Raw genomic sequence first — 25,486 nt, forward strand, 5'->3', positions numbered from 1 at the left:
CCATCCTTCCCGGATGGATGAGGCGCCAGCGGAACCCATCGGCCAGTCTTCACAGGAAAGCGCAATGCCCGGAATTAAGGAAATCCGAACCAAGATCAAGAGCGTGCAAAACACGCGCAAGATCACCAAGGCGATGGAAATGGTCGCCGCATCCAAAATGCGCAAGGCGCAGGAGCGGATGCGTGCAGGCCGTCCGTACGCCACCAAGGTGCGCGAGATTGCTGCGCACCTGATGCAGGCCAACCCCGAATACAGCCACCCGTACCTGGTCGAACGCGAAATCAAAGCGGTCGGCGTGGTCATGGTGACGACCGACAAGGGTTTGTGCGGCGGCTTGAACACCAACATCACCCGCGTGACGTTGGGCAAGCTGAAAGAGTTCGAGAAGAACGGCATCGCCGTGCAAGCGACCGCTTTCGGCAACAAGGGCGTGGGCGTGCTGACGCGCATCGGCGCCAAACTGGTTTCCCAGGAAGTGCAACTGGGCGACAAGCCGCAACTCGACCGCCTGCTGGGCGCGATCAAGGTGCAGCTGGACGCCTACCTGGAAGGCCGCATCGACGCGCTGTACGTGGCTTCGACCCGCTTCGTCAACACGATGAAGCAGGAGCCGCTGTTCCTGCGTCTGCTGCCCCTGGCCAGCGGTTTGGATGATCCGTACCAGATGGGTGCCGAGAAGCTGGCCAAGACCTCGGAAGTGAAGTCGGACTACAGCTGGGATTACATCTACGAACCCGACGCCCGTAGCGTGATCGACGACCTGCTGCAGCGTTACGTTGAAGGCCTGCTGTACCAAGCCGTGGCCGAGAACATGGCTTCGGAGCAGTCGGCCCGGATGGTCGCCATGAAGGCGGCGTCGGACAACGCCAAGAAGGTCATCGGCGATCTGCAACTGGTCTACAACAAGACCCGTCAGGCCGCGATCACCAAAGAAATTTCGGAAATCGTAGGGGGCGCTGCCGCCGTTTGAGGCAGGCAGCATCCCGTCACAAGCTATCAAGCAAGGAATCGACATGAGCAACGGAACCATCGTTCAGTGCATCGGCGCCGTGGTGGATATTCAGTTCCCCCGCGATCACATGCCCAAGATTTACGAAGCGCTTACCCTGGCCGACGAGGGTTCCTCGTTCGCCGAAAAGGGTCTGACGCTGGAAGTGCAGCAACAGCTGGGCGACGGCGTGGTGCGTACCATTGCGCTGGGCTCCAGCGACGGCCTGCGCCGCGGCATGAAGGTCACGGGCACGGGCGCCCCGATCTCGGTGCCCGTCGGCACCGGCACGCTGGGCCGCATCATGGACGTGCTGGGTCGTCCCATTGACGAAGCCGGCCCCATTCAGCACGAAGAAAAGCGCGGCATTCACCAGCCGGCTCCCCGTTTCGACGAACTGTCGCCGTCGGTGGAACTGCTGGAAACCGGCATCAAGGTTATTGACCTGGTTTGCCCGTTCGCCAAGGGCGGCAAGGTCGGCCTGTTCGGCGGCGCCGGCGTGGGCAAGACCGTCAACATGATGGAACTGATCAACAACATCGCCAAGCAGCACAGCGGCTTGTCGGTGTTCGCCGGCGTGGGTGAGCGTACCCGCGAAGGCAACGACTTCTACCACGAAATGGAAGAGTCGAACGTTCTGGACAAGGTTGCGATGGTGTTCGGTCAGATGAACGAACCCCCGGGCAACCGTCTGCGCGTGGCGCTGACCGGCCTGACCATGGCCGAGAAGTTCCGCGACGAAGGCCGCGACATCCTGTTCTTCGTGGACAACATCTACCGCTACACCCTGGCCGGTACGGAAGTGTCCGCACTGCTGGGCCGTATGCCGTCGGCGGTGGGTTACCAGCCCACGCTGGCCGAAGAAATGGGCAAGCTGCAAGAGCGCATCACGTCGACCAAGACCGGCTCGATCACCTCGATCCAGGCCGTGTACGTCCCTGCGGACGACTTGACCGACCCGTCGCCTGCCACGACCTTCCAGCATTTGGACTCGACCGTCGTGCTGTCGCGTGACATCGCCGCTCTGGGTATCTACCCGGCCGTGGACCCGCTGGATTCGTCCAGCCGCCAGCTCGACCCGCAAGTCGTGGGCGAAGAGCACTACGCCGTTGCCCGTGGCGTGCAGCAAACGCTGCAGCGCTACAAGGAACTGCGCGACATCATCGCGATTCTGGGCATGGACGAACTGTCGCCGGAAGACAAGCAGGCCGTGGCCCGCGCTCGCAAGATCCAGCGCTTCCTGTCGCAGCCGTTCCACGTTGCTGAAGTGTTTACCGGTTCGCCCGGCAAGTACGTTCCGCTGGCCGAAACCATCCGTGGTTTCAAGATGATCGTGAACGGCGAGTGCGATGCACTGCCGGAACAGGCCTTCTACATGGTCGGCTCGATCGACGAGGCCTTCGAGAAGGCCAAGAAACTGCAATAAGGAACCGATATGGCTACCCTGCATGTGGATGTCGTCAGCGCAGAGGAAGCGATCTTCTCCGGTGAGGCGAAGTTCGTGGTGCTGCCTGGCGAAGCGGGTGAACTGGGCATTCTGCCCGGCCACACCCCGCTGATTTCGCGCATACGCCCCGGGACGGTCAAGATCGTTCGTGCCGACCAAGGCGAGGAAAACATCTTCGTCGCCGGGGGCATTCTGGAAGTGCAGCCGGGCAGCGTGACGGTTCTGGCCGACACGGCTATCCGTGCCGCCGACCTGGACGAAGCCCGCGCCCTGGAAGCGCGCCAGAAGGCCGAACAGGCCCTGGCCAACGCCAAGGACAAGGCGGACATCGCCGTGGTCGAAGCCGAACTCGCCATGCTGGCTGCGCAAGCCATCGCGGCGCGCAAGCTGCGCCAAGGCGGCCGTTCGCACTAAGCGGCGAAGCTGTGCCCCGGGGTACGCCCCGGACTCGAAGAAAGCGGCCTTTGGGCCGCTTTTTTCATGTCCGAGCCAAGGCTGCGGCATTCGCCTTTGTGCGAGCCGCAATGCGATCACTACGAATAGCTGGCTGGCGGCTGCAACAGTAGCCTTCAGTTTTGCCTAGTGAAGCGTAGGGGGAAAGCGTGCGAGAAGTCCTGGATTGCGGGGTTCTGCTGGCGCCGGGCCACGAAGGGGCGATGCGCGATCTGGTTGCGCAGCACCCGGCCAGGCAGATGCGTGTGCGGCTGCACCTGGTATCGCTGAGTCCGGTGCGTTATGCCGCCGCTGGCGCGGCGTCCCGCGATACGTCCGCAGATGCGGCGGCTGACGCCGTGCCTGAAGCCCCGGTCCCGGAAGCGGACGTGCAGGCGCTGGCGCGGTTGGCTGTGGCGCTCAGGCGCTATGACTGCTGCATCCTGCCCGTGGCACCGTCTTCGCTGGCCTGGACGCGCATGGCCTTGCAGCAGGCCGACGCCGTGTTGACTACCCCGTTGCTGTTGCTGATCTCGGACGTGAAGGCGCCCGCCATCGAAGACCTGCTGAGCCTGGGCGCATCGGATTTCGAGACGCAGCCCGCCTGCCGGGAGAGCCTGCGGGTGCGGCTCGGTCGCCTGGCCCGCGCCGCGCAGGGGCGCGGCACGGCGCGGGTAGAGATCCGTGAGCCCGCGACGATGTACCGCGAGGCGCGGCCTCAGGCAGGCGCGGGCGGATTACCTCGTCCCGCAGCCTTGCGCGCCCGGGTGGCGTCCGATCTTGTCGATCACGCCGTGCCCGGCCCGCGTCATCAACACCCGCGGCTCGCGCACGAATCCTTCCGGATCGCGAAGGCGCGGGTGGTGGACGGCTTCGAGCGCGACTACATCCGGCTTGCGCTGTCGCGTCATGGCGGCAACGTGGCGCAGGCGGCGCGGGCCTGCTGCAAGCACCGGCGGGCCTTCTGGGCGCTGATGCGCAAGCACGGCATCGAGGCGGCGCCGTACCGGCAGGCCGCGCAGGAGCAGGGTGCCTGAAGCGCCTGCGCGGCAGGCAGGACTGCTGGCGCGTCAGCTCCACCACCCGGGCGTCGCACGCGTCGTCCCGCGCGGAAAGCGCCGTACTTGCGCGCGGGCAAGCACGGGCCGGCGGCGGGCCGGGATTTGTCAGCCAGGGGAAGTAAAATCACGGCTTCCGATCATCGAGGATAGTCGTGTCTGCTTCCGTACTGAAGAACGATGTGTTCTTGCGCTCGCTGTTGCGCGAGCCCGTGCCCTACACCCCGATCTGGCTGATGCGCCAGGCCGGCCGCTACTTGCCCGAGTACCGCCAGACGCGGGCCCGTGCGGGTTCCTTCATGGGCCTCGCGCAGAATCCGGAGTACGCCTCGGAAGTCACGCTGCAGCCGCTGGAGCGTTTCGACCTGGACGCGGCCATCCTGTTCTCGGACATCCTGACGGTGCCGCACGCCATGGGCCTGGGCCTGGATTTCGCCGAAGGCGAGGGGCCGCGCTTCGCGCGTCCGGTGCGTACCGAGGAAGACGTGGCGCGCCTGGAAGTGCCGGACATGGACAAGCTGCGCTATGTCTTCGACGCCGTGCGCACGATCCGGCGCGACCTGGACGGCAAGGTCCCGCTGATCGGCTTTGCCGGCAGCCCCTGGACCATCGCCTGCTACATGGTGGAAGGCCAGGGCAGCGATGATTACCGCCTGATCAAGACCATGCTGTATGCGCGTCCCGACCTGCTGCACCGCATACTCGAGATCAACGCCGAAGCCACGCTGCAGTACCTGAACGCGCAGATCGACGCGGGCGCGCAAGCCGTGATGCTGTTCGACAGCTGGGGCGGCGTGCTGGCCGACGGCCTGTTCCAGCAGTTTTCGCTGGCCTACACCCGCAAGGTCGTGGCCGGCCTGAAGCGCGAACACGAAGGCCGCCGCGTGCCGGCCATTGTCTTCACCAAAGGCGGCGGCCAATGGCTGGAACAGATTGCCGCCTGCGGCGCCGACGCCGTGGGCCTGGACTGGACGGTGGATCTGGCCGCCGCGCGGCGCCGCACCGGGGACTCGGTGGCGTTCCAGGGCAACCTGGATCCCATGGCTTTGTTCGGCGGCGGACCCGCCATCCGGGCCGAGGCGCGGCGCGTGCTGGATGCCTTCGGACCGGTGGGCAAGGGCGGCCACGTGTTCAATCTGGGGCACGGAATTTCGCGCTTTACTCCGCCGGAAGCCGTAGCCGAATTGGTGGATGAAGTCCACCAGCACAGCCGTTCGCTGCGGGGGTAAGTGAGTGGACGCTTCGGTCTAAAGGGCCGGAGCAGGAGGGCCCCCGGGGACACTTGTGCACAGCAAGATTGCTCTCGGGGAAAACCCTTTAGATGCTAGTTTACAATCTGGGAAGCCATCATAAGTTATTGTTTTAAATAATGAATTGATGGTTTTCAAGAAGATTTCGCAAGTTTGCGCAATCTTGTCAAATTCCAATTTTCGATGTTGCTCCAGCCTTTTCCCCAAAGTTATCCACAGGCCGGGAACGGAGCACGCCGCCATCATCCGGGATCATCCTTCTACATGCACCGTCCTAGCCTCCATGTCTGAAGCGCAGCCAAATACGACCCCCGCGGTCTGCTGGGTGCGCGTGGCGCTGGACGTGCCCTTGCCCGGCCCGTTCGACTACCGCAGCGAGGCGCCGGTGACGGTCGGCCTGCGGGTCATCGTGCCGTTCGGCCGCCGCAAGCTGATCGGTGTGGTGGTGGAAAACCCGGCCGAACCGTCCTTCGACCCGAAGCAGATCCGGCCGATCGAAGAGGTGCTGGACGACTTGCCGCCGTTCGATGAGGACTGGCTGCGCCTGGCCCGGTTTGCTGCGGACTACTATCAGCGGCCACTGGGCGAGGTGATGCTGCCGACCTTGCCGCCGCCGCTGCGCAAGCCCACGGCCTATCAGGGCAAGCGCTCGGCCGGCGGACCGGTGGCGCGGCTGGACGGACGCAAGCGCAAGGCTGCGCGCACGCCGGCCCAGGCCGATCAGCCGCCGGAACTCAATGACGCCCAACGCGAGGCGGTGGACACCATAGGCGCGCTGAACGGGTTCAAGCCCGTGCTGCTGCACGGTGTGACGGGCAGCGGCAAGACCGAGGTCTACCTGCGGGCGGCCGAGAAGGTCCTGGCGGCAGGACGCCAAGTACTGCTGATGGTGCCCGAAATCAATCTGACGCCGCAGCTGGAAAGCGCGCTGCGCGCGCGTCTGGAGGCGCTGGTCGGGCCGGATGGCCTGGCGGTGATGCATAGCGGCCTGTCCGATGGCGAACGCCTGCAGGCCTGGGCCCGCGCCCAGCGCGGCGAGGCGCGCATGTTGCTGGGCACGCGCATGTCGGTGTTCGCGCCGCTGGGCCAGTTGGGCCTGATCGTGGTGGACGAGGAGCACGACGCGTCCTACAAGCAGCAGGACGGCCTGCGCTATTCGGCGCGCGATCTGGCGGTGTGGCGCGCCCATGACCTGGGCATCCCGGTGGTGCTGGGATCGGCCACGCCGTCGCTGGAGACCTGGCAGCATGCCGAGCGCGGCCGCTACCTGCGCCTGACCCTGCCGGGCCGGGCGCGCGCCAGCAGTCTGCCGTCGATGCGGCTGGTGGACACGCGCCGCCTGCAACTGAAGCATGGCATGTCGCCGCAGCTGCTGGACGCCCTTGCGCAGCGGCTGGAGCGCAAGGAGCAGTCACTCATCTTCCTGAACCGGCGCGGCTATTCGCCGGTGCTGCATTGCCAGTCCTGCGCCTGGGTCAGCAATTGCCCGCGTTGCACCGCGTTCACCGTGCTGCATCGCACCGATGGCCGTGGCCACCGGCTGCAATGCCATCACTGCGGCTATCAGGCCCCGGTGCCGCGCGCTTGTCCCGAATGCGGCGACCAGGACTTGGCGCCCATGGGGCGCGGCACGCAGCGCGTCGAAGAACACCTGGCGGAATTGTTTCCCGAAGCCCGCATCCTGCGCATCGACGCCGACAGCACGCGTAAGAAGGGCAGCGCCGAGGCGCTGTTTGCCTCGGTGCACGCGGGCGAGGTGGACATCCTGGTGGGCACGCAGATGGTGGCCAAGGGCCATGATTTCGCCCGCCTTGGACTGGTGGGCGTGCTGAATGCGGACTCGATGCTGTTCGCGCACGACTTCCGCGCGCCGGAGCGCCTGTTCGCGCAGCTGATGCAGGTGGCGGGCCGGGCCGGCCGCCACCAGGGCAACGGCGAGGTGCTGATACAGACCGGCTACCCCGAGCAGCCGGTCTATCAGGCGCTGCTGCGGCACGATTACGCGGGCTTCGCCCGCCATGCTCTGCACGAGCGCGAAAGCACCGGCTTGCCGCCTTTCGTCTACCAGGCGCTCCTGACCGCCGAGGCGCGCGAACTGAAGGTGGCCCAGGAGTTCCTGGAGCGGGCGCGAAGCTTGCCGGAAGGGGAGTGGGCGGCCGACTTTCCGGGCCTGGACGCCATCATGCTGTACGACCCGGTGCCGTTGCGGGTGGTGCGCGTCGCCAACATCGAGCGCGCCCAGCTGTTGGCGGAAAGCAGCAGCCGCCCGGCTTTGCAGGCCTTCCTGGCGTCCTGGTCGCACCACCTGCCGTACCTCGCCAATGAGGCGCGCGTGCGCTGGCAGCTGGAAGTCGATCCGCTGGAAATCTGATCGCTTGCGGTAAGGGCCGATGCACCGCCGATCCGATTGTTCTATGATCTTTCTCCTCTATCGCGCCGGCGCGGCAGGCCCGCTGCGGCGGCCGCGCCCGTCCCCTTTTTCTCGCGTATCACCGGCCCGCTGACGGGCGGCCGCAAGCCCCGTGCTTGCCGGCCGCATCTTCAATGCGGCCGCCGCGATGCATGATCACCTGACTCAAATGTCCGCCAGCGAACCTATAGCCCAAGGCATGAACCCCGCTCAACGCGAAGCGGTGCTGTACCTGGACGGCCCCTGCCTGGTGCTGGCCGGCGCCGGCAGCGGCAAGACCCGCGTGATCACGCAGAAGATCGCGTACCTGCTGCGCGAGTGCGGCTACATGGGCCGCAACGTGGTGGCGCTGACCTTCACCAACAAGGCCGCGCGCGAGATGGACGAGCGCGTCAAGACCTTGGTGGACCGCAAGCTGTCCAAAGGCTTGATCATCAGCACTTTCCATTCGCTGGGCGTGAAGATGCTGCGCGAGGAAGCGCGCAACGCGGGCCTGAAGCCGACCTTCTCCATCCTGGACGCCGACGATGCCATGGCCATCATCCAGGAACTGCTGAACACCACCGACAAGGGCCGGCTGCGCCACGTGCAGGGCATCATCTCGCTGTGGAAGAACGGGCTGATGGAGCCGGACGACGCCGCGCGCGAGGCCATCACGCCGGCGGACGTGGAAGCGGCCAACGTCTACCGCAGCTATGCGGCCACGCTGGCCGCCTACCAGGCGGTGGACTTCGACGACCTGATCCGCATCCCGGCGCTGTTGCTGGCCAACAATGAAGAAGTACGCACGCGCTGGCAGAACCGCGTGCGCTACCTGCTGGTGGACGAATACCAGGACACCAACGTCTGTCAGTACCGTCTGGTGCAGTTGCTGACGGGCTCGCGCGCCATGTTCACGGCGGTGGGCGACGACGACCAGGCAATCTACGCCTGGCGCGGCGCCACCATCGAAAACCTGGCCAAGCTGACCACCGACTACCCCAACATCAAGCTGATCAAGCTGGAGCAGAACTACCGTTCGGTGCAGCGCATCCTGGCGGCGGCGAACCAGGTGATCGAAAAGAACCCCAAGCTGTTCGACAAGAAACTCTGGTCCGATCTGGGCGTGGGCGAGCCCATCCTGGTGTCGGCCATGGACGGCGAGGAACAGGAGGCGGAATCCATCGCCATGAAGGTGTCGGCCTCGCGCTTCGAGCGCCAGGCGCAATGGAAGGACTTCGCCATCCTGTACCGCAGCAACCATCAGTCGCGCATCCTGGAGCAGGCGCTGCGCAACCTGAAGATTCCGTACACGATCTCGGGCGGCCAGAGCTTTTTCGACAAGACCGAAGTGCGCGACGTGCTGGCCTATCTGCGCATCCTGGCCAATGACGAAGACGATCCGGCCTTCATCCGCGCGGCCACCACGCCCAAGCGCGGCATCGGCCAGGCCACCTTGCAGACGTTGGGGCAGTACGCCGCCAGCCGCGAGCTGTCCCTGCTGGCGGCGGTCGCCGAGACCGGCCTGGAAAGCCAGTTGGCGCCGCGCCAGCTGGAGCCGCTGCGCACCTTCACCGAGTTCATCCGCCGCATGCAGTGGCGCGCCGGTCGCGGCGCGGCCTCGGGCAAGGACGCCGCGCCCGCCGAACCCGCGGGCGTGCTGCTGGACGATCTGCTGGAGGCCATCCAGTACGAGCGCTATCTGTACGAGCTGTTCGAGGAACGGCCCGCGCAGACGCGCTGGCAGAACGTGCTGGAGCTGACGGGCTGGCTCAAGCGCAAGGCCGAAGAGGACAACATGACGCTCTTCGACCTGGTGCAGCACGTGGCGCTGGTCACCATGCTGGAGCGCGGCGAGGAAGAAGAACCCGACGCGGTGAAGATGTCCACGCTGCACGCGTCCAAGGGCCTGGAGTATCCGCACGTATACCTGGCGGGCGTGGAAGAAGGCTTGCTGCCTCACCTGGGCAAGGACGACGAAGTCGGCGATCCGGCGCGCGCGGCCGAGAACCTGGCCTCGCGCATCCAGGAGGAACGCAGGCTGATGTACGTGGGCATCACGCGCGCGCAGCGCAGCCTGAACCTGAGCTGGTGCAAGCGCCGGCGCCGGGCGCGCGAGGACCTGGTGCGCGAGCCTTCGCGCTTCATCGAGGAAATGGGCCTGGGCGACGTGCGCGTGCAGGAAGACGAGGCCACCGCCGCGATGAATCCCAAAGAACGCATGGCCATGCTCAAGGCGCTGCTGAAGAAATAGGGGCGGGGCAGCGGCTTGTGAAAAGCCGCGGGCTGCTCCTACACTGGACTGCGCCCGTCCCGCGGTCCGGGGCGGCAACCCCGCGGATCGAAGGAGCGCGCCATGTGTCGCTGGCTGGCTTATACCGGTAGTCCAATACAGATGGAGAGCGTGCTGTTCAAGGCCAAGCACTCTCTGATCGACCAGAGCCTGCACTCGCGTCTGGGCGCCACCACTACCAATGGCGATGGCTTCGGCCTGGGCTGGTACAGCCGCCAGCGCGAAGGCCAACCGCTGGAGCCGCCATTCCGCTACCGCAGCGTCCATCCGGCCTGGAACGACCGCAATCTGCGAGAAGCGGCGCGCGCGATCCACGCGCCGCTGTTCGTGGCGCATATCCGCGCCGCCACCGACACGCCCGCCCAGGAAACCAACTGCCATCCGTTCCGTCACGGCCAATGGCTGTTCGTCCACAACGGCGTCATCCGCGACTATCCGCTGCTCCGGCGCGACCTGATGCTGATGATCGCGCCTGCGTACTTCGGCTCGCTGGAAGGGTCGACGGATTCCGAGGTGATGTTCCTGCTGGCGCTCAGCTTCGGCCTGGACGAAGATCCGCTGACGGCGCTGGCCCGCATGGTGGGCGCGGTGGAAGAGACCGGCAGGCGGCATGGCGTGGCGCAGCCCATCAACATGACGGTCTGCGCGCTGGACGGCCAGCGCCTGATCGCGGTGCGCTATTCCAGCGAGGCGGACTCGCGCACGCTGTTCCACAACACCTGCGTGCGCCATTTGCGCCAGCTGTATCCCGACAACCCGCAGATCGCGGCGCTGGACGATGACGCCTTCCTGCTGTTGTCGGAACCCTTGACCGAAATGCCCGGCGCCTGGGAGGAAGTGCCCGAATCCACCGCCATCATCGCGGGCGGCGGCACGGTGGCGCACTATCGGTTCGCGCCGGTGCCGCCGGGGGCGTGACTACAGCCGGGCAGGCCGGAATACCTGGAAAACGGGGTCATCAAGCACGTATCTCCTATATAAGGGAGAATACGGATCGCATGACTTTGCGACGTCCTGGGCCGCGAAAGCACCCTAATTCCAATAAGGAAGTTGCATGACCGATAGCAAAACCCCGCAAGCCTCTGTCGCGCTGGCGGTGTTTAACCACACGGGGAGCACCCCGGATTGTTTTGAACTGCACGAGCACGGCGTTGTCTGCCGGCAAGGCGACGTGCGCATCTACACCGCCTTCGCGGACATCCAGGACCTGTTCCTGTTCGCCTCCGGGCCGGACGACGGCCCTGGCCCGATCAATCATTTTGCCTACCGCACCGGTTCGGCGCAGCCTTGGACTCTGGTGCCCGCCGAGGTCGGCGAATTCAACAAGCTGATGGACGCATTCCGCGCGCGCTACGTGGCGCAGCGCCTGCCCGTGCTGGAAGAGAAGATCGCGGACGGCGCGCGAGTCGCGTTCCGCTACGTCCAGAGCGGCAATTTCCCGGACCTGCAGACGCAGGAGCTGGCTTTGTCGGCCGAGGGCCTGCATATCGGCGGCGCTACATGGCCGTACGAATCGCTCAAGCGCATCGACCTGAACCAATGGACCGAGACGATCAGCCTGCAGGACGAAAACGGCGAGACCGTGTTTTCGTGCCTGGCCGCAGACGTGCTGAGTTCGGACCTGTTCGTGAACTTGGTCTACGACCAATTGGGCCGGACGGCGGAATACGCCTGAGCAGGGCCGCTTGCGCGGCGCCCGGTCAATGCCCCGTGTGCAGATCGGGGTTCAGGGTGCCCCAGGCGGCGGTGCGCACCAGGCACTCCACGGCGCCGGTCTGCGAGTTGCGGCGGAACAGCAGGCCTTGCTGGCCCGCCAGCGAAGTGGCCTTGACCACTGCGCCTTCGGGGGTCAGCACGCGCGTGCCGGCGGTGATGTAGCAGCCGGCCTCCACCACGCAGTCGTCGCCCAGCGAAATGCCTATGCCCGAGTTGGCGCCCAGCAGGCAGCGCTTGCCGATGGACACCACCTGCTTGCCGCCGCCTGACATGGTGCCCATGATGGACGCGCCGCCACCGATATCGCTGCCGTCATCGACGATGACGCCCGCGCTGATGCGGCCTTCGACCATGGACGCGCCCAGCGTGCCGGCGTTGAAATTGCAGAAACCTTCATGCAGCACCGTGGTGCCCGGCGACAGATGCGCGCCCAGCCGCACGCGCGCGGTGTCGGCGATGCGCACGCCGGCGGGCATCACGTAATCGGTCATGCGGGGGATCTTGTCCACGCCGCGAATCTCCAGGATCTGCCCCGATGCGCGCAAGTGCCAGCGCAGCGTGTCCACCTGGTCTACCGCGCAGGGCCCGGCCGAGGTCCAGGCGACGTTGGCCAGCACATTGAACAGGCCATCGAGATTGGCGTCGTGCGGACGGATCAGCCGGTGGCTGAGCAGGTGCAGGCGCAGGTAGGCGTCGTGCGCGTCGACCGGCGGTTCGTCGAGCGACGCGATCGCGGTGCGTACCGCGACGATGTCCACCTTGCGGCGGGTGTCGCGGATCAGGGCGGTGGGCACGTGTTCGCCCAGCGCGGCGCGGGCTTCCTCGGGCGACAGGTGGCGGGTGCCGGTGGCCGGCGAGTTGTCGGCCAGCGAGGGGCGCGGATACCAGGTGTCCAGGATGGCGCCGTCGGCGGCCAGCGTGGCGACGCCATAGGCGATGGCGCTGAGGGGCGTGGGGGAATCGGCCATGATGAGAGAGAAAATGCGCAGTCTGAGTGCGTCATTCTAAGACGAAAGGGACGGATGGCGGAGGCGCCGGGCCGCAGTTTTCAGAGGCTGCCGAAGGCCCAGCGCAAGCTCAAGGATCCCGTGTGCTCGCGGTTGCCGCCGCCATACTGGCCGCCGTAGGCCAGGCCGATGACGGCCGAGCGCGACACGGCGACTTCCAGGCCCAGGCCCGCCAGTGCCGCGGATCGGGCGATGGGCGCGCCGGCCACGGTCAGCACGCTGCCGCCGTCCAGGACCAGGGTCGTTTCCGGCTGCACGTCGCCGAAGGCCCGGCGCCAGCCCAGCGTCGCATGCAGCCGACCCATGGTGGGGCCGAGCGCGAAGCCGGTCTGGCCGCGCAGGCCCAGTGTGGTCGTGGTTTGCCGGATGCGTCCCGCGTCGGCCGAGAGCGCGGTGGAACCGCCCGACTCGCTGAAGCTGCGGGTGCGCACGTTGCGCACGGCCACGCCTGCGAATGGCTCAAGGGTGGCGCCTGGCGACAGCGCCAGCTCGTAGCCGAGTTCCGAGAAGACCTGTGCGGTGTAGGCGCTGAAGTCGGCGGTCAGTGTCTGGCGGGGAATCCCGGGCATCTCGAAATGCCGGCGGGTGTCGATGTCGTGCCAGGAGTAGGAAGCGGCCGCCAGCAGGTTCAGCTTGCCGGGGCCGGCGCTGAACGACTTCTTGCCGTAGGCCCCCGCGGTATAGCTGTAGACGTCCAGCCGGGCGTCGGCTGCGTCGATGTTGACTCGGCTGCGGGTGGCGCCCAGCGCGCCGCCCAGCCGCCAGCCGGCGCCCGCTTCGAACTCGCCGCCGCCGTACACGCCGGTGGTGCGCTGCTTGATGCGGGCCACATTGGCGCCGCCCTCCAGCATCTGCCAATTGTCGACGGCGACGAGCCAGCCCGGCTGGGCCGGCGCGGGACTGGCCGGCCGGTCGGCCAGCAAGTCGCGGGTCTGTCCGGCGTGCGCGTGCGCCGCGCCCGCCGCAAACACGGCATGCGCGGCGAACGCCCGCGCCAGCAACTGCCGGCGGACGGCTATGGGAGGCGGCAAGGGCTGCTTACGCCAGTTCTTTCAGCAGCAGTTCCCAGAATTTCATGCGCTGTTCCAGCGTCGAAATCAGGATGTGCTCGTTCAAAGTGTGCGCGCCGTCGCCATCGGCGCCCAGGCCGTCCAGCGTGGGGATGCCCATGGCGGACGTGAAGTTGGCGTCGCTGCCGCCGCCCGTCATGGGCGCGTCTTCCAGCAGGAAGCCGGCGCGTTCGGCGTAGCCCTGCACCAGCGCCAGCAGGTCGGCGGCGGCTTCGGTCTTCACCATGGGCGGGCGGTTCAGTTCCACGTCGATGTCCAGTTCGACGTCCGGACCCACGGCGCACAGCTCGCGCATGCGGCGCAGCACGTCTTCGGCGGCGCCCATGTCGGGCACGCGGAAGTCGACCACGCAGCGGCACAGCGCCGGCACGGTGTTGGTCACGGTGCCGCCGGCGATGGTGCCGACGCTGACGGTGATGCCGCGGTCATAGTCGGTCATGGCTTCCAGCGCCAGCACCTGGTGGGCCATTTCGCGGATGGCGCTGCGGCCCTTCTCATGCTGCATGCCGGCGTGGGCTGGGCGGCCCTTGACGTTCAGGTTCAGCATGCCGGTGCCCTTGCGGGCCGTGACGCACTTGCCGCCATTGGGGCGAGCCGGTTCGCAGACCAGCGCGTACTTGGCGTTGGCGGCGAAGCGTTCGATGTGCGTGCGCGAGGCGTGGCTGCCGGTTTCTTCGTCGGGCACCACCAGGAAGTCCACCGGTAGCTGGGTCGCGCCGGGGCGCGCCAGGCCGGACAGGGCTGACAGCGCCAGGTAGATGCCGGCCTTCATGTCATAGCCGCCCGGGCCGTAGAGACGGTCGCCTTCGATGCGTACGGGGTTTTCGAGCAGCGTGCCTACCGGATGCACCGTGTCCATGTGCGCCAGGATCAGGATGCCGGGGCGCGTGTCGCCGGGGGCGCGGTTGGTCGCGTACAGCAGCGGACCCGTGGTCGGGCCCAGCGACGACAGCTCGACCGTCAGGCCGGCGGCGGCGGCGTAGTCGGCGATGATGCGCGCCATGGCGGCAATGCCTTCGGGAAAGTTGGAAGGCGATTCGCATTGCAGCCAGCTCTTGATGCCGGCGACGATCTGTTCAGTGCTCTGGGTGTTGGACATGGCGGTAACGGATATCTGCAGCGAAGAAAATGGGAGCGTTCAGGCGACCTGCTGGCCGGCCAGGCGGGCCAGCTCGGCGTCGTCGGGCATCTTGCCGTCGAACCAGAGGCTGGCGCACACGGCGGACATGGCGCGGCCGTCATGGCCGATGCCGGGCACGACTTGCAGCGTCCAGCCGAACGGCACGCCGCGGCGCTCCGCTTCCTTGCGGCCGAACTCGAAGTAGTTCTGGGCGCGCGCAAAACGGTGCGGACCCTGGCGCATGGCGGCGGGCTCGGACGGCAGGTTGGGATCGTCGGTGGCGATGTCCTGGTCGCCTGCCAGGATGGTCATCGGGTAGGCCAGCAGCTTCACCAGGTGCTCTTCCGTCAAGCCGACGCCGTCCATGCCTTCGGGGAAGGGATGGTCGAAGGTCGGCAGCGTGTACCAGCCCGGGTTGCCCGCGGCCACGGCCTTGAAGGGCGCGTGCGACTGGCTGCTCATCAGGCGGTGCACGAACTGGCCGCCCGCGGAATGGCCGAACAGGTAGATATTCTGGCCGTCGGTGATTTCACCGGCGATCAGGTCCTTGATGACGTTGCCCACCAGCGCGTAGGTCCAGCCGTCGATATGGCGCGGATTGCCGCCGGCCGAGAACACTCGGCCGTTGTTGTAGCTTTCCACGCCGGGCCAGATCTCGTTGGAGAAGGTCAGCGCCACGATCAGCAGCTTGTGCTTGTCGGCGGCTTCCACCCAGAAATCGCGGTACTCGTCGCCATTGCGCAGCACGCCGTGCTGCACGATGACCACCGGGCGGTCCGGCGTGTAGCCGTAGGGGCGGTAGGTCTGCAGCTTGAAGGGACGGTCGGAATTGCGGTCCTCGTCCACATACAGGATGGCGTTGCGGCCGGCATGGCCGAGCTCGATGGCGATGCGGTCGACGTTGGACATCTCGGAGGGTTTCATCAGGCGTTCGCCTCATTCAGGTGGCAGGCCGACCAGTGGCCCGCGGAGATTTCTTTCAGGACCGGCGCCTGCTCGCGGCAGCGCGGCATGGCGTGGGGGCAGCGGGGATTGAAGGTACAGCCCGGCGGCGGATTCAGCGGCGACGGGATCTCGCCTTTGATCGGCGTGAACTTGCGGCCGCGGCGGCCCACGTCCGGCACTTCGGCCATCAGGGCCTGGGTGTAGGGATGGTTGGCGCGCGCGAAGATCTCGGCCGACGTGGAGATTTCCACGATCTTGCCCAGGTACATGATCGCCACGCGGTCCGAGATGTGCTTGACCACGCCCAGGTCGTGGCTGATGAACAGGTAGGTGAAGCCGTGCTGTTCGCGCAGGTCCATGAACAGGTTGATCACCTGCGCCTGGATCGACACGTCCAGCGCGGCCACGGGCTCGTCGCAGACCAGGAATTTCGGCGCCACCATCAGCGCGCGGGCGATGCCGATGCGCTGGCGCTGGCCGCCCGAGATCTGGTGCGGGAAGCGGTCGCGGTATTCAGGGTCCAGGCCGACTTCCTTGAGCGCCTGGTCGATGCGCGCGGGAATCTGCGCGGCGGGCGCCAGCTTGTGGACCTTGAGCGATTCGCCCAGGATCTGGCGCAGGCGCTGGCGCGGGTTCAGCGAGGCTTGCGGATCCTGGAAAATCATCTGCACGCCCAGCGTATAGGCCAGCTTGTCGGCGCCACGCAGGCGGCGGGCTTCCTGGCCCTGGTACAGCAGCTGGCCTTCGGTCTGGCCGTGCAGGCCGGCGACGACGCGGCCCAGCGTCGACTTGCCGCAGCCGGACTCGCCGACCAGGCCGACGACTTCGCCGCGCTTGATGGACAAGTCCACGCCGTTGACCGCATACACGGTGCGGCGGTCGATGGGACGGCCGGTCAGGGCCAGGATGCGCTGGGCCAGGTCGGGCCGCTGCTCGAAGCGCTTGTGGACGTTCTTGAGCTCGATGACGGGAGTATCGGCTTGGCTCATACCGGCTGGGCCTCGCGGGTAATCGGCACGTAGCAGCGGTAGTTGCGCGCGCCTTCGGTGGTGACGGTGGGGGCTTGCTCGGTGCAGCGCGTGACCGCGCTGGTACAGCGCGGGCGGAACGGACAGCCCGAGGGACGGCCGGCCAGGCTGGGCGCCATGCCGTTGATCTGGTGCAGGCGCGCGCCGGGCTGAGTGGCGCCGGGCATGGAGTCCAGCAAGCCCTTGGTGTAGGGGTGGCGGGGCGCGTCCAGCACCTGCTCGACCGGACCGCTTTCGACGATGCGGCCGGCGTACATCACGGCCACGCGGTCGGCCAGTTCGGCCACCACGCCCAGGTCGTGGGTGATCCAGATCAGCGCCGTGTTGTGCTCGCGGCAGATCTCCTGCATGCGATAGAGGATCTGCCCCTGGATGGTGACGTCCAGCGCCGTGGTCGGCTCGTCGCAGATGATCAGGTCGGGCTTGTTCAGCATGGCGATCGCGATCGCCACGCGCTGGCGCATGCCGCCCGAAAATTCGTGCGGGTAGCTCTTCAGGCGCTTCTCGGGCGAAGGAATGCCGACCATGGCCAGCGCCTCGCGGCAGCGCTCTTCGGCTTCGGCGCGCGGCACGTCTTCGTGGGTCAGGATGGCTTCCATCATCTGCTCGCCGATGCGCAGCACCGGATTGAGCGTCATCAGGGGATCCTGGAAGATCATGGCGATGCGGTTGCCGCGCAGCTGGCGCATCTGCTCTTCGCTCAGCTTGCGCAGGTCCGTGCCCTTGAACTTCACTTCGCCGTCCACGACTTCCCCGGGCGGGTCGATCAGGCCCAACAGCGAGAAGCCGGTGACGGATTTGCCGGAACCCGATTCGCCGACCAGGCCGACGATCTCGCCGCGGCGCACGGTCAGGTCGACGCCGTCGACCGCCAGCCAGGCGCCGGCTTCGGTATGGAATGCGGTGCGCAGGCCGCGCACTTCAAGAATGTTTTCGCTCATTTCAGTTGCCCATTGCGCCAACCGCGGCGCATGTAATGGAGATAGCTCCATCGGGATGCCGCGGAGCCGGCTTTGCCGGTCCGCAGGCATGCCCCCTTGAGGGGGAAGCGCGCAGCGCTTCGGGGGTGGGCCTCATCTCTTCGGGTCCAGGCTTTCGCGCAGGCGGTCGCCCACGATATTAATAGAGAGGATCAGCACCAACAGTGCGATGCCCGGGAACAGGCTGATCCAGTAGTCGCCCGACAGCAGGTACTGGAAGCCGTTGGAAATCAGCAGGCCCAGCGAGGGTTCGGTAATGGGCACGCCCACACCCAGGAACGACAGCGTGGCTTCCAGGGCGATTGCGGTCGCGATCTGGATGGTGGCGAACACCATGACGGGGCCCAGGCAGTTGGGCAGCAGATGGAACAGCATGATGCGCCAGGCCGGGTAGCCCAGGTTGGCGGCGGCTTCGACGTATTCCTTGCGGCGTTCCTGCAGGGCGCGGCTGCGCATGATGCGCGCATAGTGTCCCCACTGCACCAGCACCAAAGCCAGGATCACCTTGTCGACCCCGCGCCCCAGCACCACCAGCAGCACCAGCGCTACCAGGATGGTCGGAAAGCCCAGGATGAAGTCGACGATGCGCATCAGCACCGTGTCGACCACACCGCCGACATAGGCGGCCACCAGGCCGATGGCGCCGCCCACGGCGGTGGCCAGCACCACGGCGGACAAGCCCACCATCAGGCTGATGCGCAGGCCATACAGGATGGCGCTGAGCATGTCGCGGCCCTGGTCGTCGGTGCCCAGCCAGGCGATGCTGCCGTCCATCAGCGCCTGGCGCGGCGCCAGGCGGCCGTCCATCAGCGAAAGGTTGGCGAGGTCGTAAGGGTTCTGCGGCGCGAAGTAGGGCGCGAAGACCACCAGCACGATCAGGATGGCCAGTGCGATCACGGAGCCGCGCAGCGTCGGGCGCGCGTGCAGTTTCTTCAGGATGGAGGCGCGCTGCGGCGTCTCAGCCAGGGGCTGGACGGTGCGGGTGCGGCCGGAATTGGGAGTTTGAGCCATGGCGGATTATTGAGCGGGAGTCACGAGCTGCACGCGCGGGTCGAGCGTGGCGTACAGGATGTCCACAACCAGGTTGATGATCACGAAGATCAGGGTGACCAGCATCACGTAGGCCACCACCACCGGGCGGTCCAGCTGGTAGACGCTGTCGATCAGCAGCTTGCCCATGCCGGGCCAGGCGAACACGGTTTCGGTGATGGTGGAGTAGGCGATGAGGGTGCCGAATTCCATGCCGATCACGGTGACCACGGGGATCAGGATGTTGCGCAGGATGTGGCGGCGCACGATGCGGCCGGGCTTGACGCCCTTGGCGCGCGCGAACTTCACATAGTCCTGGCTGCGGGCTTCGACCACGCCGGAGGCGGTCAGGCGCAGCACCAGGGCGATGTTGGCCAGCGCCAGGTTGATGGCCGGCATGATCAGGTGCGACCAGCCGTCGGCCGTGAGGATCGACAGGGGCACGCCCAACACCGTGACCGTATCGCCGCGGCCGGTGGCGGGCAGCCAGCCCAGCCATACCGCGAACAGCAGGATCAGCATCATGCCTTGCCAGAAGTTCGGCAGCGAAAAGCCCAGCACCGAGGACGCCATGATGCCGCGGCCCAGCGGCTGGTCGCGGTACAGGCCCGCGATCAGCCCCAGCGGAATGCCGAACACACAGGTCAGCATGATGGCCACGACCACCAGTTCGAACGTGGCGGGGATGCGCTGCACGATCAGTTCGATGGCTGGGATGCCGTGCACGAAAGAGGTGCCCAGATCGCCGTGCAGCGCGCGCCACAGGAATCCTGTGTATTGCTGCCATACCGGCAGGTCCAGGCCCAGGCGGGCGATCATCGCCTCGCGCGCGGCCTGGCTGGCTTCGGGGCTGACCAGCAGTTCGATCGGATCGCCCACGGCATAGACCGCGAAGAAGACCACGACCGATACGGCCAGCAGCACGAACAGACTCTGTATCAGTCTGCGTAGGATGAACAAGGCCACGAGATGATTTCCTTGGTGGGCTCAGGGGTTGCGGGCGCCGCGTAGGGGCTTACTTGGCGGGCTTGGCCGACATGGCCAGGGTGTACTGGTCGGCGCGGCCTTCGTAGGTCAGTCCCTTGCGGAACGCCCAGATGCTGCTTTCGAAATGCAGGGGAATGCTGGGCAGGTCGGCCAACGCCAGCGTCAGCGATTCCTGCAGCAGTTTTTCGCGCGTGGCCGGGTCCACGGTGACCAGCGCGCGCTTGAACACGCGGTCGAACTCAGGGTTGTCATAGCCGCCGTAGTTGCTGGTGCCCAGGCCGTGTTCCTTGTCGAACGCGCTGACCCAGTATTGCAGGAACGACGAGGCCTCGCCGGTTTCCGACGACCAGCCGCCCATGGCGAAGCTGAACTCGCGCTTGGCGCGCTTGGGGAAGTAGACCGAGCGCGTCATGGTGTCGACCGTGGTCTTGATGCCCACGCGCGACAGGTATTGCGCCACCGCCTGCGAGATCTGCGCGTCGTTGATGTAGCGGTCGTTGGTGGACGAGACCACCAGCTCGAAGCCGTCCGGGTAGCCGGCCTCGGCCAGCAGCTTCTTGGCGGCAGCCGGGTCGTACTTGAGTTCGGGCGGGTTGGGCAGGGTGCCGAACATGCCGTCCGGCAGGAACTGGTTGGCCGGCGTGGCCGCGCCGTCCATGATGCGGGCGGCGATGGTCTTGCGGTCGATGGCCAGCGACATGGCGCGGCGCACGCGTGCGTCCTGCAGCGGGTTCTTGCCGTCCGCCGCCTTGACGCCGGGGCTGGGGCTGCGCGCCACGTCGGGCTGGAAGTACACCACGCGCACCGAGGGCGTGATGACGTGGCCGAAGCCCGGCGTTTCCGAGATGCGCTTCACGTCGCGCGCGGCGGGATTCTCGATCAGGTCGAAGTCGCCGGCCAGGAGGCCGGTCAGGCGCGGGCCGGCGGCCGGCACCGGCACCAGCTTCACGTCCTTCCAGGCCGGCTTGGCGCCCCAGTAGGCGTCATTGCGCGTCAGTTCGATGGCGGTGCCCTTGACGTAGCTCTTCAGGGTGTAAGCCCCAGTGCCGATCACCGAGCGGCCGGTGTTGAAGTCGGCCACGGTGGGCCAGGCGCCGGTGACGCCGCACTTGTTCTGCAGGTCGAAGCTGATCGGGCCATGCTCGGCGATGCCGTTCCACAGCATGCCCATGCGGGTCAGGTCGTTGGGTAGCAGCGGATAGGGCTGGCGCGTCTTGATCACCAGCGTGTTGCCGTCGCGCACCTGCACGTCGGCGAACTTCTGCACGATGGCCGGGTACGAGCTGCTGATGGACTGCTCGTTGTTGACCACGCGGCAGAACGTGAACAGCACGTCCTGCGGTGTGAAGGGCTGGCCGTTGGAGAACTTGACGCCCTCGCGCAGCGTGAATTCCCAGGTCGTGTCGTCCACCGGCTTCCAGGCCGTGGCCAGGCGCGGGATCAGGTTCATCTTCGCGTCCTGCCCCACCAGCGTCTCGAACATGTGGGAGGTCATCGCGTCGTTCGGCGTGGCCTGGTGGTAGTGGGGATCCATCGACGTGGGCTCGGACGACAGGCCGATCCTCAGGGTGCCGGCGGCATCCTGCGCGATGGCCGCGCTGGTACAGGCGGCCATGGCGAAGGCCGTGAGCATGCTGCGATAGAGCGTCTGGGCAGACATGGATTTTGTCCCTTTGTTGTATTGGTCTTGTGGTGCTGGGTGGCGTCCTTGGCGGGCCGCCGCGAGTCTTCAGGCGATGGGCTGCGCCAGCCGGACGACGGTCACGCCGGGCCGCAGATTGGCCGTGGACGGCATGATCAGCACGCAATCGTCATAGGGCGTGACGACGGGCTCGCCTTCCGACCAGCCGATCAGGGTGCCGGCCGCGGCCAGCGTTTCCAGGCCCTTCCAGGGTTGGGCGAAGCGGAAATCGGCGCTCTTGGCGGCGACCGCATGCGTCACGCGCAGTGCGCGCTGTGCTGACGCCGCAGGGGCGAACCAGTCCGCCGGCAGATCGCCGCGGTCCACGGCGCCCGCTTCCAGCAGGAAGCGGGCCATCTGGTCGACGGCCACGCCGCGCGCCTCGGGGGCGCCATGGAAGCCGCATTCGATCAGCAGGGAACGGGTGCCGTTGTCGCCGGCTTCGCCAAAGCGGCCGTAATCGCGCATGCGCACGCCCGCGGCGTGGCCGGCATCGGCGATGATGGTGGCGGGATTGCCCAGTGCCAGCGCCAGGTCGATATTGCGCTGCTCCATGCCGGTCAGCTGCAGCGGCACGTCGGAATTGCTCATCGAATGGAAGTCCAGCAGCCAGTCGGCCTGCTCGACCCAGGGCCGCAGCTCGGCGGCGCGGCGTCGCTCCTGGCTGATGGGCACGGCGAGCTTATCGTCGCTCCAGACGCGGTTCATGTCTTCGTCGACGAAGCGCGCGGGCGCGTAATTGGCTGGGTCGAAGCGGTCGAACGCGGCCAGATTGCAGAAGGCCAGCGTCAGCGCGCCCCGGCGCGGCCGCAGGCCCGCCGCCAGCGCGTCCTTCAAAGCCCAGGCGCCGCAAAGTTCATTGCCGTGGATCAGCGCGCTCAGCATGACATGCTTGCCCGGCACGCCCGAATCGAAATGCCAGACCCCCGGGGTGTCCGTATTGCCGGCCCGCTCCGCCGACAAGTTCGGACAGGCAAGTAGAAATGGGCGCGGAATGGACGCGGGGGCGGACGTAGGCATGGGAACTCCGATGAAGCGACGGGATTGTATAGGCGATGGCGCTGGGGGGGCGGCTAGCGGCCGGAATGAGCGGGCGCCGCGGCGCGGAGGGCGCTGAAATGGGCTGCTAGCACGGGTTTTCCCTTATATATGGGGCGCATCAGACGCACGCCGCCTTCGAGTATTGGGCGAATTCTAGGAGCTTGGCTGCTTTCTCTACAATTAGAATATTTATCTTGAGCTTTGCAGAAAAGGCAAAGCTTGTTCCCCATTCCCATTCATTGAGAACCGCGAGGGGCTGGCATGCACGGCATTGCCCTGAAGTACTTTCTGGAAGTTGCCCAGGCGGGCAGCTTGAGCGGCGCGTCCGAGCGCCTGCATGTGGCGGTGTCGGCCATCAGCCGGCAGATCGCCAAGCTGGAGGAGGAGGCGGGGGCGCCGCTGTTCGAGCGCGCCGCGCGCGGCATGGTGCTGAGCGAAGCGGGCCAGCTGCTGCTGGCGCATGCCCGCCGCACCATGCTGGAAGCCGATTCCGTGCTGCAGGAGATCGCGGCCATCAAGGGCACCGCGCGCAACGAGATCCGGGTGGCGTCCGTCGAAGGCGTGGCGCGGATCTTCCTGCCCTCGGTGATGGCGCGCTTCCGGCGCGATTGGCCCAACATCCGCTTCGACCTCTATGTGGGGTCGCCGGCCGAAGTCAGCCGCCGCGTGGCCGAAGGCAGCGTGGAACTGGGCATGGTCTTCATCGCCGAGCGCATCGGCGGGGTCAGCCCGCGCTATTCGCGCCGCGCGCCGGTGCATGCGGTGATGGCGGCCGACCATCCGCTGGCGGGCCGCGCCAGCGTCAGCCTGCAGGATCTCAGCCAGTATCCGCTGGCCTTGACCGGGCCGGGCACCACCACGCGGCAGCTCTTCGAAATGGGCTGCGCGCTGGAATCGGTGCAGCTGGAGCCGGCGCTGACCTGCAATGATTCCTCGCCGCTGCATGGCTTTGTCTTCGGGTCGGACGCCATCATGCTCAGCGGCTACATCTCGGTGGCCTGGAGCCTGCGGCGCGACGAACTGGTCGCCGTGCCGATTTCCAATGCCGAGCTGCAATCGCGCACCCTGCAGATCCAGGTCATGCCCGGGCGGGTGCTGCCGCCCGCGGCGGAAGCCTTCGTTGAACTGCTGGCGCGGGAACTGGACGATGCGCTGCAGGGCAGGCCGGCGGCATAGCCTGGCAAGAACGAAAAGACCCTCAGGCCGCGGACGCCATGCGTGCTTGCTGCCTCCCAAGAGGCTCTTGCCTTGGATCGGTCGGGCAAAAAAAACGGCTGCCCTAAGGCAGCCGTTTGTTCATTCAGGCGAACCTGATTATTGCTTTTCGGGCGTGACCGAGGTGGCCAGCGTGTACTGGTCGCGGCGGCCTTCGTAGGTGATGCCCTTGCGGAAGGCCCAGATGCTGCTTTCGAAGTGCAGCGGGATCAGCGGCACGTTGTCCAGCGCGATCTGGGTGGATTCCTGCAGCAGCTTCTCGCGCTTGGGCGCGTCGACGGTCACGATGGCCTGCTTGTAGACCTTGTCGAAGTCGGCGTTGCTGAAGCCGCCGTAGTTGCTGGTACCCAGGCTGTTGGGGGAATCCAGGGAAGCCACCCACAGCTGGAACAGCGCCGAGGCTTCACCCGTTTCCGCCGGCCAGCCACCCATCGAGAAGCTGAACTCGCGCTTGGCGCGCTTGGGGAAGTAGATGGAGGCCGTCATGGCGTCCACATTGGTCTTGATGCCGACGCGGGCCAGGTACTGGGCCACGGCTTGCGCCACCTGGCCGTCGTTGACGTAGCGGTCGTTGGTGGACGACAGCGTCAGTTCAAAGCCGTTCGGGTAGCCGGCTTCGGCCAGCAGCTTCTTGGCGCCTTCCGGGTCGTACTTGATTTCCGGGGCCTTGGGCAGGGCGCCGAACATGCCGTCGGGCATGTACTGGAAGGCCGGGGTCGCCATGCCGTCCATGATGCGGGCGGTGATGGTCTTGCGGTCGATGGCCATGGAAATGGCCTTGCGCACGCGCAGGTCCTGCAGCGGGTTCTTGCCGTCGGCGCTCTTGACGAAGGGGCTGGGGTTGCGGCCCACGTCCGGCTGGAAGAACACCAGGCGGGTCGACGGGGTGGCGACGAAACCGAACTTGGGGTTGTCCTTCAGGCGCGGCAGGTCGCGGGCGGCGGGGTTTTCGATCATGTCGAAGTCGCCGGACAGCAGGCCGGTCAGGCGCGGGCCGGCGGACGGCACCGGCACGAACTTCACTTCCTTCCAGTAAGGCTTGGGACCCCAGTAGTTCTCATTGCGGACCAGCTCGATGCCGGTGCCCTTGACGTAGGACTTCAGGGTGTACGGACCGGTGCCGATGGCATCCTTGCCGTTGTTGAAGTCGGCCACCGTGGGCCAGGCGCCGGTCACGCCGCAACCCTTCTTGGGGTCGAACGTGAGCTTGCCGTGTTCGACGATGCCGTTCCAGACGATGGGCAGCGAACGCGCCAGTTCGGCGGGCATCAGGGGGAAGGGCTCGCCGGTCTTGATGATGACGGTGTGCGCGTCCGGCGTCTGCACGTCGGTGATGCGCTTGGTCATGTCCATATAGGACTGCGACACGTTGGTTTCGTTGTTCAGCGTGCGGCAGATGGTGAACAGCACGTCTTCGGACGTGAACGGCTTGCCGTTGGAGAACTTGACGTCGTCGCGCAGCTTGAATTCCCAGGTCTGGTCGTCCAGCGTCTTCCAGGAGGTGGCCAGGGCGGGCACCAGCTTCATGTCGGCGCTACGGCCCACCAGCGAACTGTAGACGTGCGCGGAGAACGCGTCGTTCTGCGTCATCTTGTGATAGTGGGGATCCGCCGAGGTGGGTTCGGCCGACAGGCCGATCTTCAGCGTCTGGGCTTGGGCGGCGGCCAAGGGGATGGCGGCGGCCGCAAGGGCCAGGGTAGTGCGCAACTTCATGGTGACAACTCCGGATGGGAAACGAACCGGATCGCGCCTGCGTGTAAACCGGCCTGCGCCAGCCGCGCGGGCGGCGTCGCCTGGAAGGGGCTCAGGG

The 25,486-nt window shown here is 66.6% G+C and carries 21 protein-coding genes; 10 read left to right on the forward strand and 11 right to left on the reverse strand.

The window, feature by feature from the left end; translation table 11 throughout:
• Positions 1-64 precede the first annotated feature (64 nt).
• The 9 genes from atpG to AXYL_RS01910 all read left to right on the forward strand — a co-directional run bounded on the left by atpG (position 65) and on the right by AXYL_RS01910 (position 11,532).
• The gene (atpG, locus tag AXYL_RS01870) at positions 65-970 is read left to right on the forward strand and encodes a F0F1 ATP synthase subunit gamma (RefSeq protein WP_013391132.1); all 906 of its coding nucleotides are present in this window, start codon (positions 65-67) and stop codon (positions 968-970) included.
• 43 nt (positions 971-1,013) lie between these two features.
• The gene (gene atpD / locus AXYL_RS01875) at positions 1,014-2,414 is read left to right on the forward strand and encodes a F0F1 ATP synthase subunit beta (protein ID WP_013391133.1); all 1,401 of its coding nucleotides are present in this window, start codon (positions 1,014-1,016) and stop codon (positions 2,412-2,414) included.
• 9 nt (positions 2,415-2,423) lie between these two features.
• Positions 2,424-2,849, forward strand: coding sequence for a F0F1 ATP synthase subunit epsilon (locus AXYL_RS01880; RefSeq protein WP_013391134.1), 426 nt, complete (start codon positions 2,424-2,426; stop codon positions 2,847-2,849).
• Between the two features lie 242 nt (positions 2,850-3,091).
• Positions 3,092-3,904 (forward strand): helix-turn-helix domain-containing protein, encoded by an 813-nt coding sequence (locus AXYL_RS01885; protein ID WP_013391135.1) that lies wholly within the window; start codon positions 3,092-3,094, stop codon positions 3,902-3,904.
• A gap of 176 nt (positions 3,905-4,080) precedes the next feature.
• Entirely contained in the window at positions 4,081-5,154 is a 1,074-nt protein-coding gene (gene hemE, locus AXYL_RS01890; RefSeq protein WP_013391136.1) for a uroporphyrinogen decarboxylase, read from the forward strand.
• A gap of 304 nt (positions 5,155-5,458) precedes the next feature.
• A complete protein-coding gene (locus tag AXYL_RS01895) occupies positions 5,459-7,546 on the forward strand; it encodes a primosomal protein N' (RefSeq protein ID WP_049797746.1) in 2,088 nt (695 codons plus the stop codon).
• A gap of 208 nt (positions 7,547-7,754) precedes the next feature.
• Complete coding sequence (locus AXYL_RS01900; RefSeq protein WP_041654782.1) at positions 7,755-9,818, forward strand: UvrD-helicase domain-containing protein; 2,064 nt, start codon at positions 7,755-7,757, stop codon at positions 9,816-9,818.
• A gap of 102 nt (positions 9,819-9,920) precedes the next feature.
• Positions 9,921-10,775, forward strand: a complete 855-nt coding sequence (locus AXYL_RS01905; RefSeq protein ID WP_013391139.1) for a class II glutamine amidotransferase — start codon at positions 9,921-9,923, stop codon at positions 10,773-10,775.
• A gap of 136 nt (positions 10,776-10,911) precedes the next feature.
• Positions 10,912-11,532 carry a hypothetical protein gene (locus AXYL_RS01910; protein ID WP_013391140.1) on the forward strand — a complete coding sequence of 207 codons (621 nt, stop codon included), beginning with the start codon at positions 10,912-10,914 and terminating at the stop codon, positions 11,530-11,532.
• A 25-nt stretch (positions 11,533-11,557) separates the two neighbouring features.
• On the opposite strand, the gene dapD is transcribed toward AXYL_RS01910, so the two are convergent.
• The 10 genes from dapD to AXYL_RS01960 all read right to left on the reverse strand — a co-directional run bounded on the left by dapD (position 11,558) and on the right by AXYL_RS01960 (position 22,440).
• Entirely contained in the window at positions 11,558-12,541 is a 984-nt protein-coding gene (dapD, locus tag AXYL_RS01915; protein WP_013391141.1) for a 2,3,4,5-tetrahydropyridine-2,6-dicarboxylate N-succinyltransferase, read from the reverse strand.
• Between the two features lie 80 nt (positions 12,542-12,621).
• On the reverse strand, positions 12,622-13,611 hold the full coding sequence (locus tag AXYL_RS01920; protein WP_237709973.1) for an autotransporter outer membrane beta-barrel domain-containing protein: 990 nt from the start codon (positions 13,609-13,611) through the stop codon (positions 12,622-12,624).
• A gap of 7 nt (positions 13,612-13,618) precedes the next feature.
• Positions 13,619-14,749, reverse strand: a complete 1,131-nt coding sequence (locus tag AXYL_RS01925) for a M20 family metallopeptidase (RefSeq protein ID WP_013391143.1) — start codon at positions 14,747-14,749, stop codon at positions 13,619-13,621.
• Between the two features lie 39 nt (positions 14,750-14,788).
• On the reverse strand, positions 14,789-15,694 hold the full coding sequence (locus AXYL_RS01930) for a prolyl oligopeptidase family serine peptidase (RefSeq protein ID WP_013391144.1): 906 nt from the start codon (positions 15,692-15,694) through the stop codon (positions 14,789-14,791).
• Complete coding sequence (locus AXYL_RS01935) at positions 15,694-16,704, reverse strand: ABC transporter ATP-binding protein (protein ID WP_013391145.1); 1,011 nt, start codon at positions 16,702-16,704, stop codon at positions 15,694-15,696. Before AXYL_RS01935 ends, AXYL_RS01930 begins: the two co-directional genes overlap by 1 nt.
• The gene (locus tag AXYL_RS01940) at positions 16,701-17,684 is read right to left on the reverse strand and encodes an ABC transporter ATP-binding protein (RefSeq protein WP_013391146.1); all 984 of its coding nucleotides are present in this window, start codon (positions 17,682-17,684) and stop codon (positions 16,701-16,703) included. The genes AXYL_RS01935 and AXYL_RS01940 overlap by 4 nt, the downstream gene beginning before the upstream one ends.
• Positions 17,685-17,816: 132 nt before the next feature.
• The gene (locus AXYL_RS01945) at positions 17,817-18,734 is read right to left on the reverse strand and encodes an ABC transporter permease (protein WP_013391147.1); all 918 of its coding nucleotides are present in this window, start codon (positions 18,732-18,734) and stop codon (positions 17,817-17,819) included.
• 6 nt (positions 18,735-18,740) lie between these two features.
• Positions 18,741-19,718 (reverse strand): ABC transporter permease, encoded by a 978-nt coding sequence (locus tag AXYL_RS01950; RefSeq protein ID WP_013391148.1) that lies wholly within the window; start codon positions 19,716-19,718, stop codon positions 18,741-18,743.
• Between the two features lie 49 nt (positions 19,719-19,767).
• A complete protein-coding gene (locus AXYL_RS01955; RefSeq protein ID WP_013391149.1) occupies positions 19,768-21,399 on the reverse strand; it encodes an ABC transporter substrate-binding protein in 1,632 nt (543 codons plus the stop codon).
• Positions 21,400-21,468: 69 nt separating this feature from the next.
• Positions 21,469-22,440: a succinylglutamate desuccinylase/aspartoacylase family protein gene (locus AXYL_RS01960; protein ID WP_013391150.1), complete on the reverse strand. Its 972-nt coding sequence runs from the start codon at positions 22,438-22,440 to the stop codon at positions 21,469-21,471.
• Positions 22,441-22,722: 282 nt separating this feature from the next.
• Between AXYL_RS01960 and AXYL_RS01965 the strand changes: the two genes are divergently transcribed.
• A complete protein-coding gene (locus tag AXYL_RS01965) occupies positions 22,723-23,637 on the forward strand; it encodes a LysR family transcriptional regulator (protein WP_013391151.1) in 915 nt (304 codons plus the stop codon).
• Between the two features lie 138 nt (positions 23,638-23,775).
• Here AXYL_RS01965 and AXYL_RS01970 read toward each other — a convergent pair whose 3' ends face one another.
• Positions 23,776-25,389, reverse strand: a complete 1,614-nt coding sequence (locus tag AXYL_RS01970; protein WP_013391152.1) for an ABC transporter substrate-binding protein — start codon at positions 25,387-25,389, stop codon at positions 23,776-23,778.
• Between the last annotated feature and the right edge of the window lie 97 nt (positions 25,390-25,486).

Origin of the sequence: Achromobacter xylosoxidans A8, from assembly GCF_000165835.1 — a bacterium.
Taxonomy (GTDB): domain Bacteria; phylum Pseudomonadota; class Gammaproteobacteria; order Burkholderiales; family Burkholderiaceae_B; genus Achromobacter; species Achromobacter xylosoxidans_B.

Bases quoted from the DNA above. Each gene is read 5' to 3' on its own strand.
- atpD (WP_013391133.1), top strand. From the start codon at position 1,014: ATGAGCAACGGAACCATCGTTCAGTGCATCGGCGCCGTGGTGGATATT.
- AXYL_RS01925 (WP_013391143.1), bottom strand. From the start codon at position 14,749: ATGTCCAACACCCAGAGCACTGAACAGATCGTCGCCGGCATCAAGAGC.
- AXYL_RS01940 (WP_013391146.1), bottom strand. From the start codon at position 17,684: ATGAGCGAAAACATTCTTGAAGTGCGCGGCCTGCGCACCGCATTCCAT.
- AXYL_RS01900 (WP_041654782.1), top strand. From the start codon at position 7,755: ATGTCCGCCAGCGAACCTATAGCCCAAGGCATGAACCCCGCTCAACGC.
- AXYL_RS01960 (WP_013391150.1), bottom strand. From the start codon at position 22,440: ATGCCTACGTCCGCCCCCGCGTCCATTCCGCGCCCATTTCTACTTGCC.
- AXYL_RS01965 (WP_013391151.1), top strand. From the start codon at position 22,723: ATGCACGGCATTGCCCTGAAGTACTTTCTGGAAGTTGCCCAGGCGGGC.
- atpG (WP_013391132.1), top strand. From the start codon at position 65: ATGCCCGGAATTAAGGAAATCCGAACCAAGATCAAGAGCGTGCAAAAC.
- AXYL_RS01930 (WP_013391144.1), bottom strand. From the start codon at position 15,694: ATGAAACCCTCCGAGATGTCCAACGTCGACCGCATCGCCATCGAGCTC.
- AXYL_RS01885 (WP_013391135.1), top strand. From the start codon at position 3,092: ATGCGCGATCTGGTTGCGCAGCACCCGGCCAGGCAGATGCGTGTGCGG.
- AXYL_RS01955 (WP_013391149.1), bottom strand. From the start codon at position 21,399: ATGTCTGCCCAGACGCTCTATCGCAGCATGCTCACGGCCTTCGCCATG.
- AXYL_RS01935 (WP_013391145.1), bottom strand. From the start codon at position 16,704: ATGAGCCAAGCCGATACTCCCGTCATCGAGCTCAAGAACGTCCACAAG.
- dapD (WP_013391141.1), bottom strand. From the start codon at position 12,541: ATGGCCGATTCCCCCACGCCCCTCAGCGCCATCGCCTATGGCGTCGCC.
- AXYL_RS01910 (WP_013391140.1), top strand. From the start codon at position 10,912: ATGACCGATAGCAAAACCCCGCAAGCCTCTGTCGCGCTGGCGGTGTTT.
- AXYL_RS01905 (WP_013391139.1), top strand. From the start codon at position 9,921: ATGTGTCGCTGGCTGGCTTATACCGGTAGTCCAATACAGATGGAGAGC.
- AXYL_RS01970 (WP_013391152.1), bottom strand. From the start codon at position 25,389: ATGAAGTTGCGCACTACCCTGGCCCTTGCGGCCGCCGCCATCCCCTTG.
- AXYL_RS01880 (WP_013391134.1), top strand. From the start codon at position 2,424: ATGGCTACCCTGCATGTGGATGTCGTCAGCGCAGAGGAAGCGATCTTC.
- AXYL_RS01945 (WP_013391147.1), bottom strand. From the start codon at position 18,734: ATGGCTCAAACTCCCAATTCCGGCCGCACCCGCACCGTCCAGCCCCTG.
- AXYL_RS01895 (WP_049797746.1), top strand. From the start codon at position 5,459: ATGTCTGAAGCGCAGCCAAATACGACCCCCGCGGTCTGCTGGGTGCGC.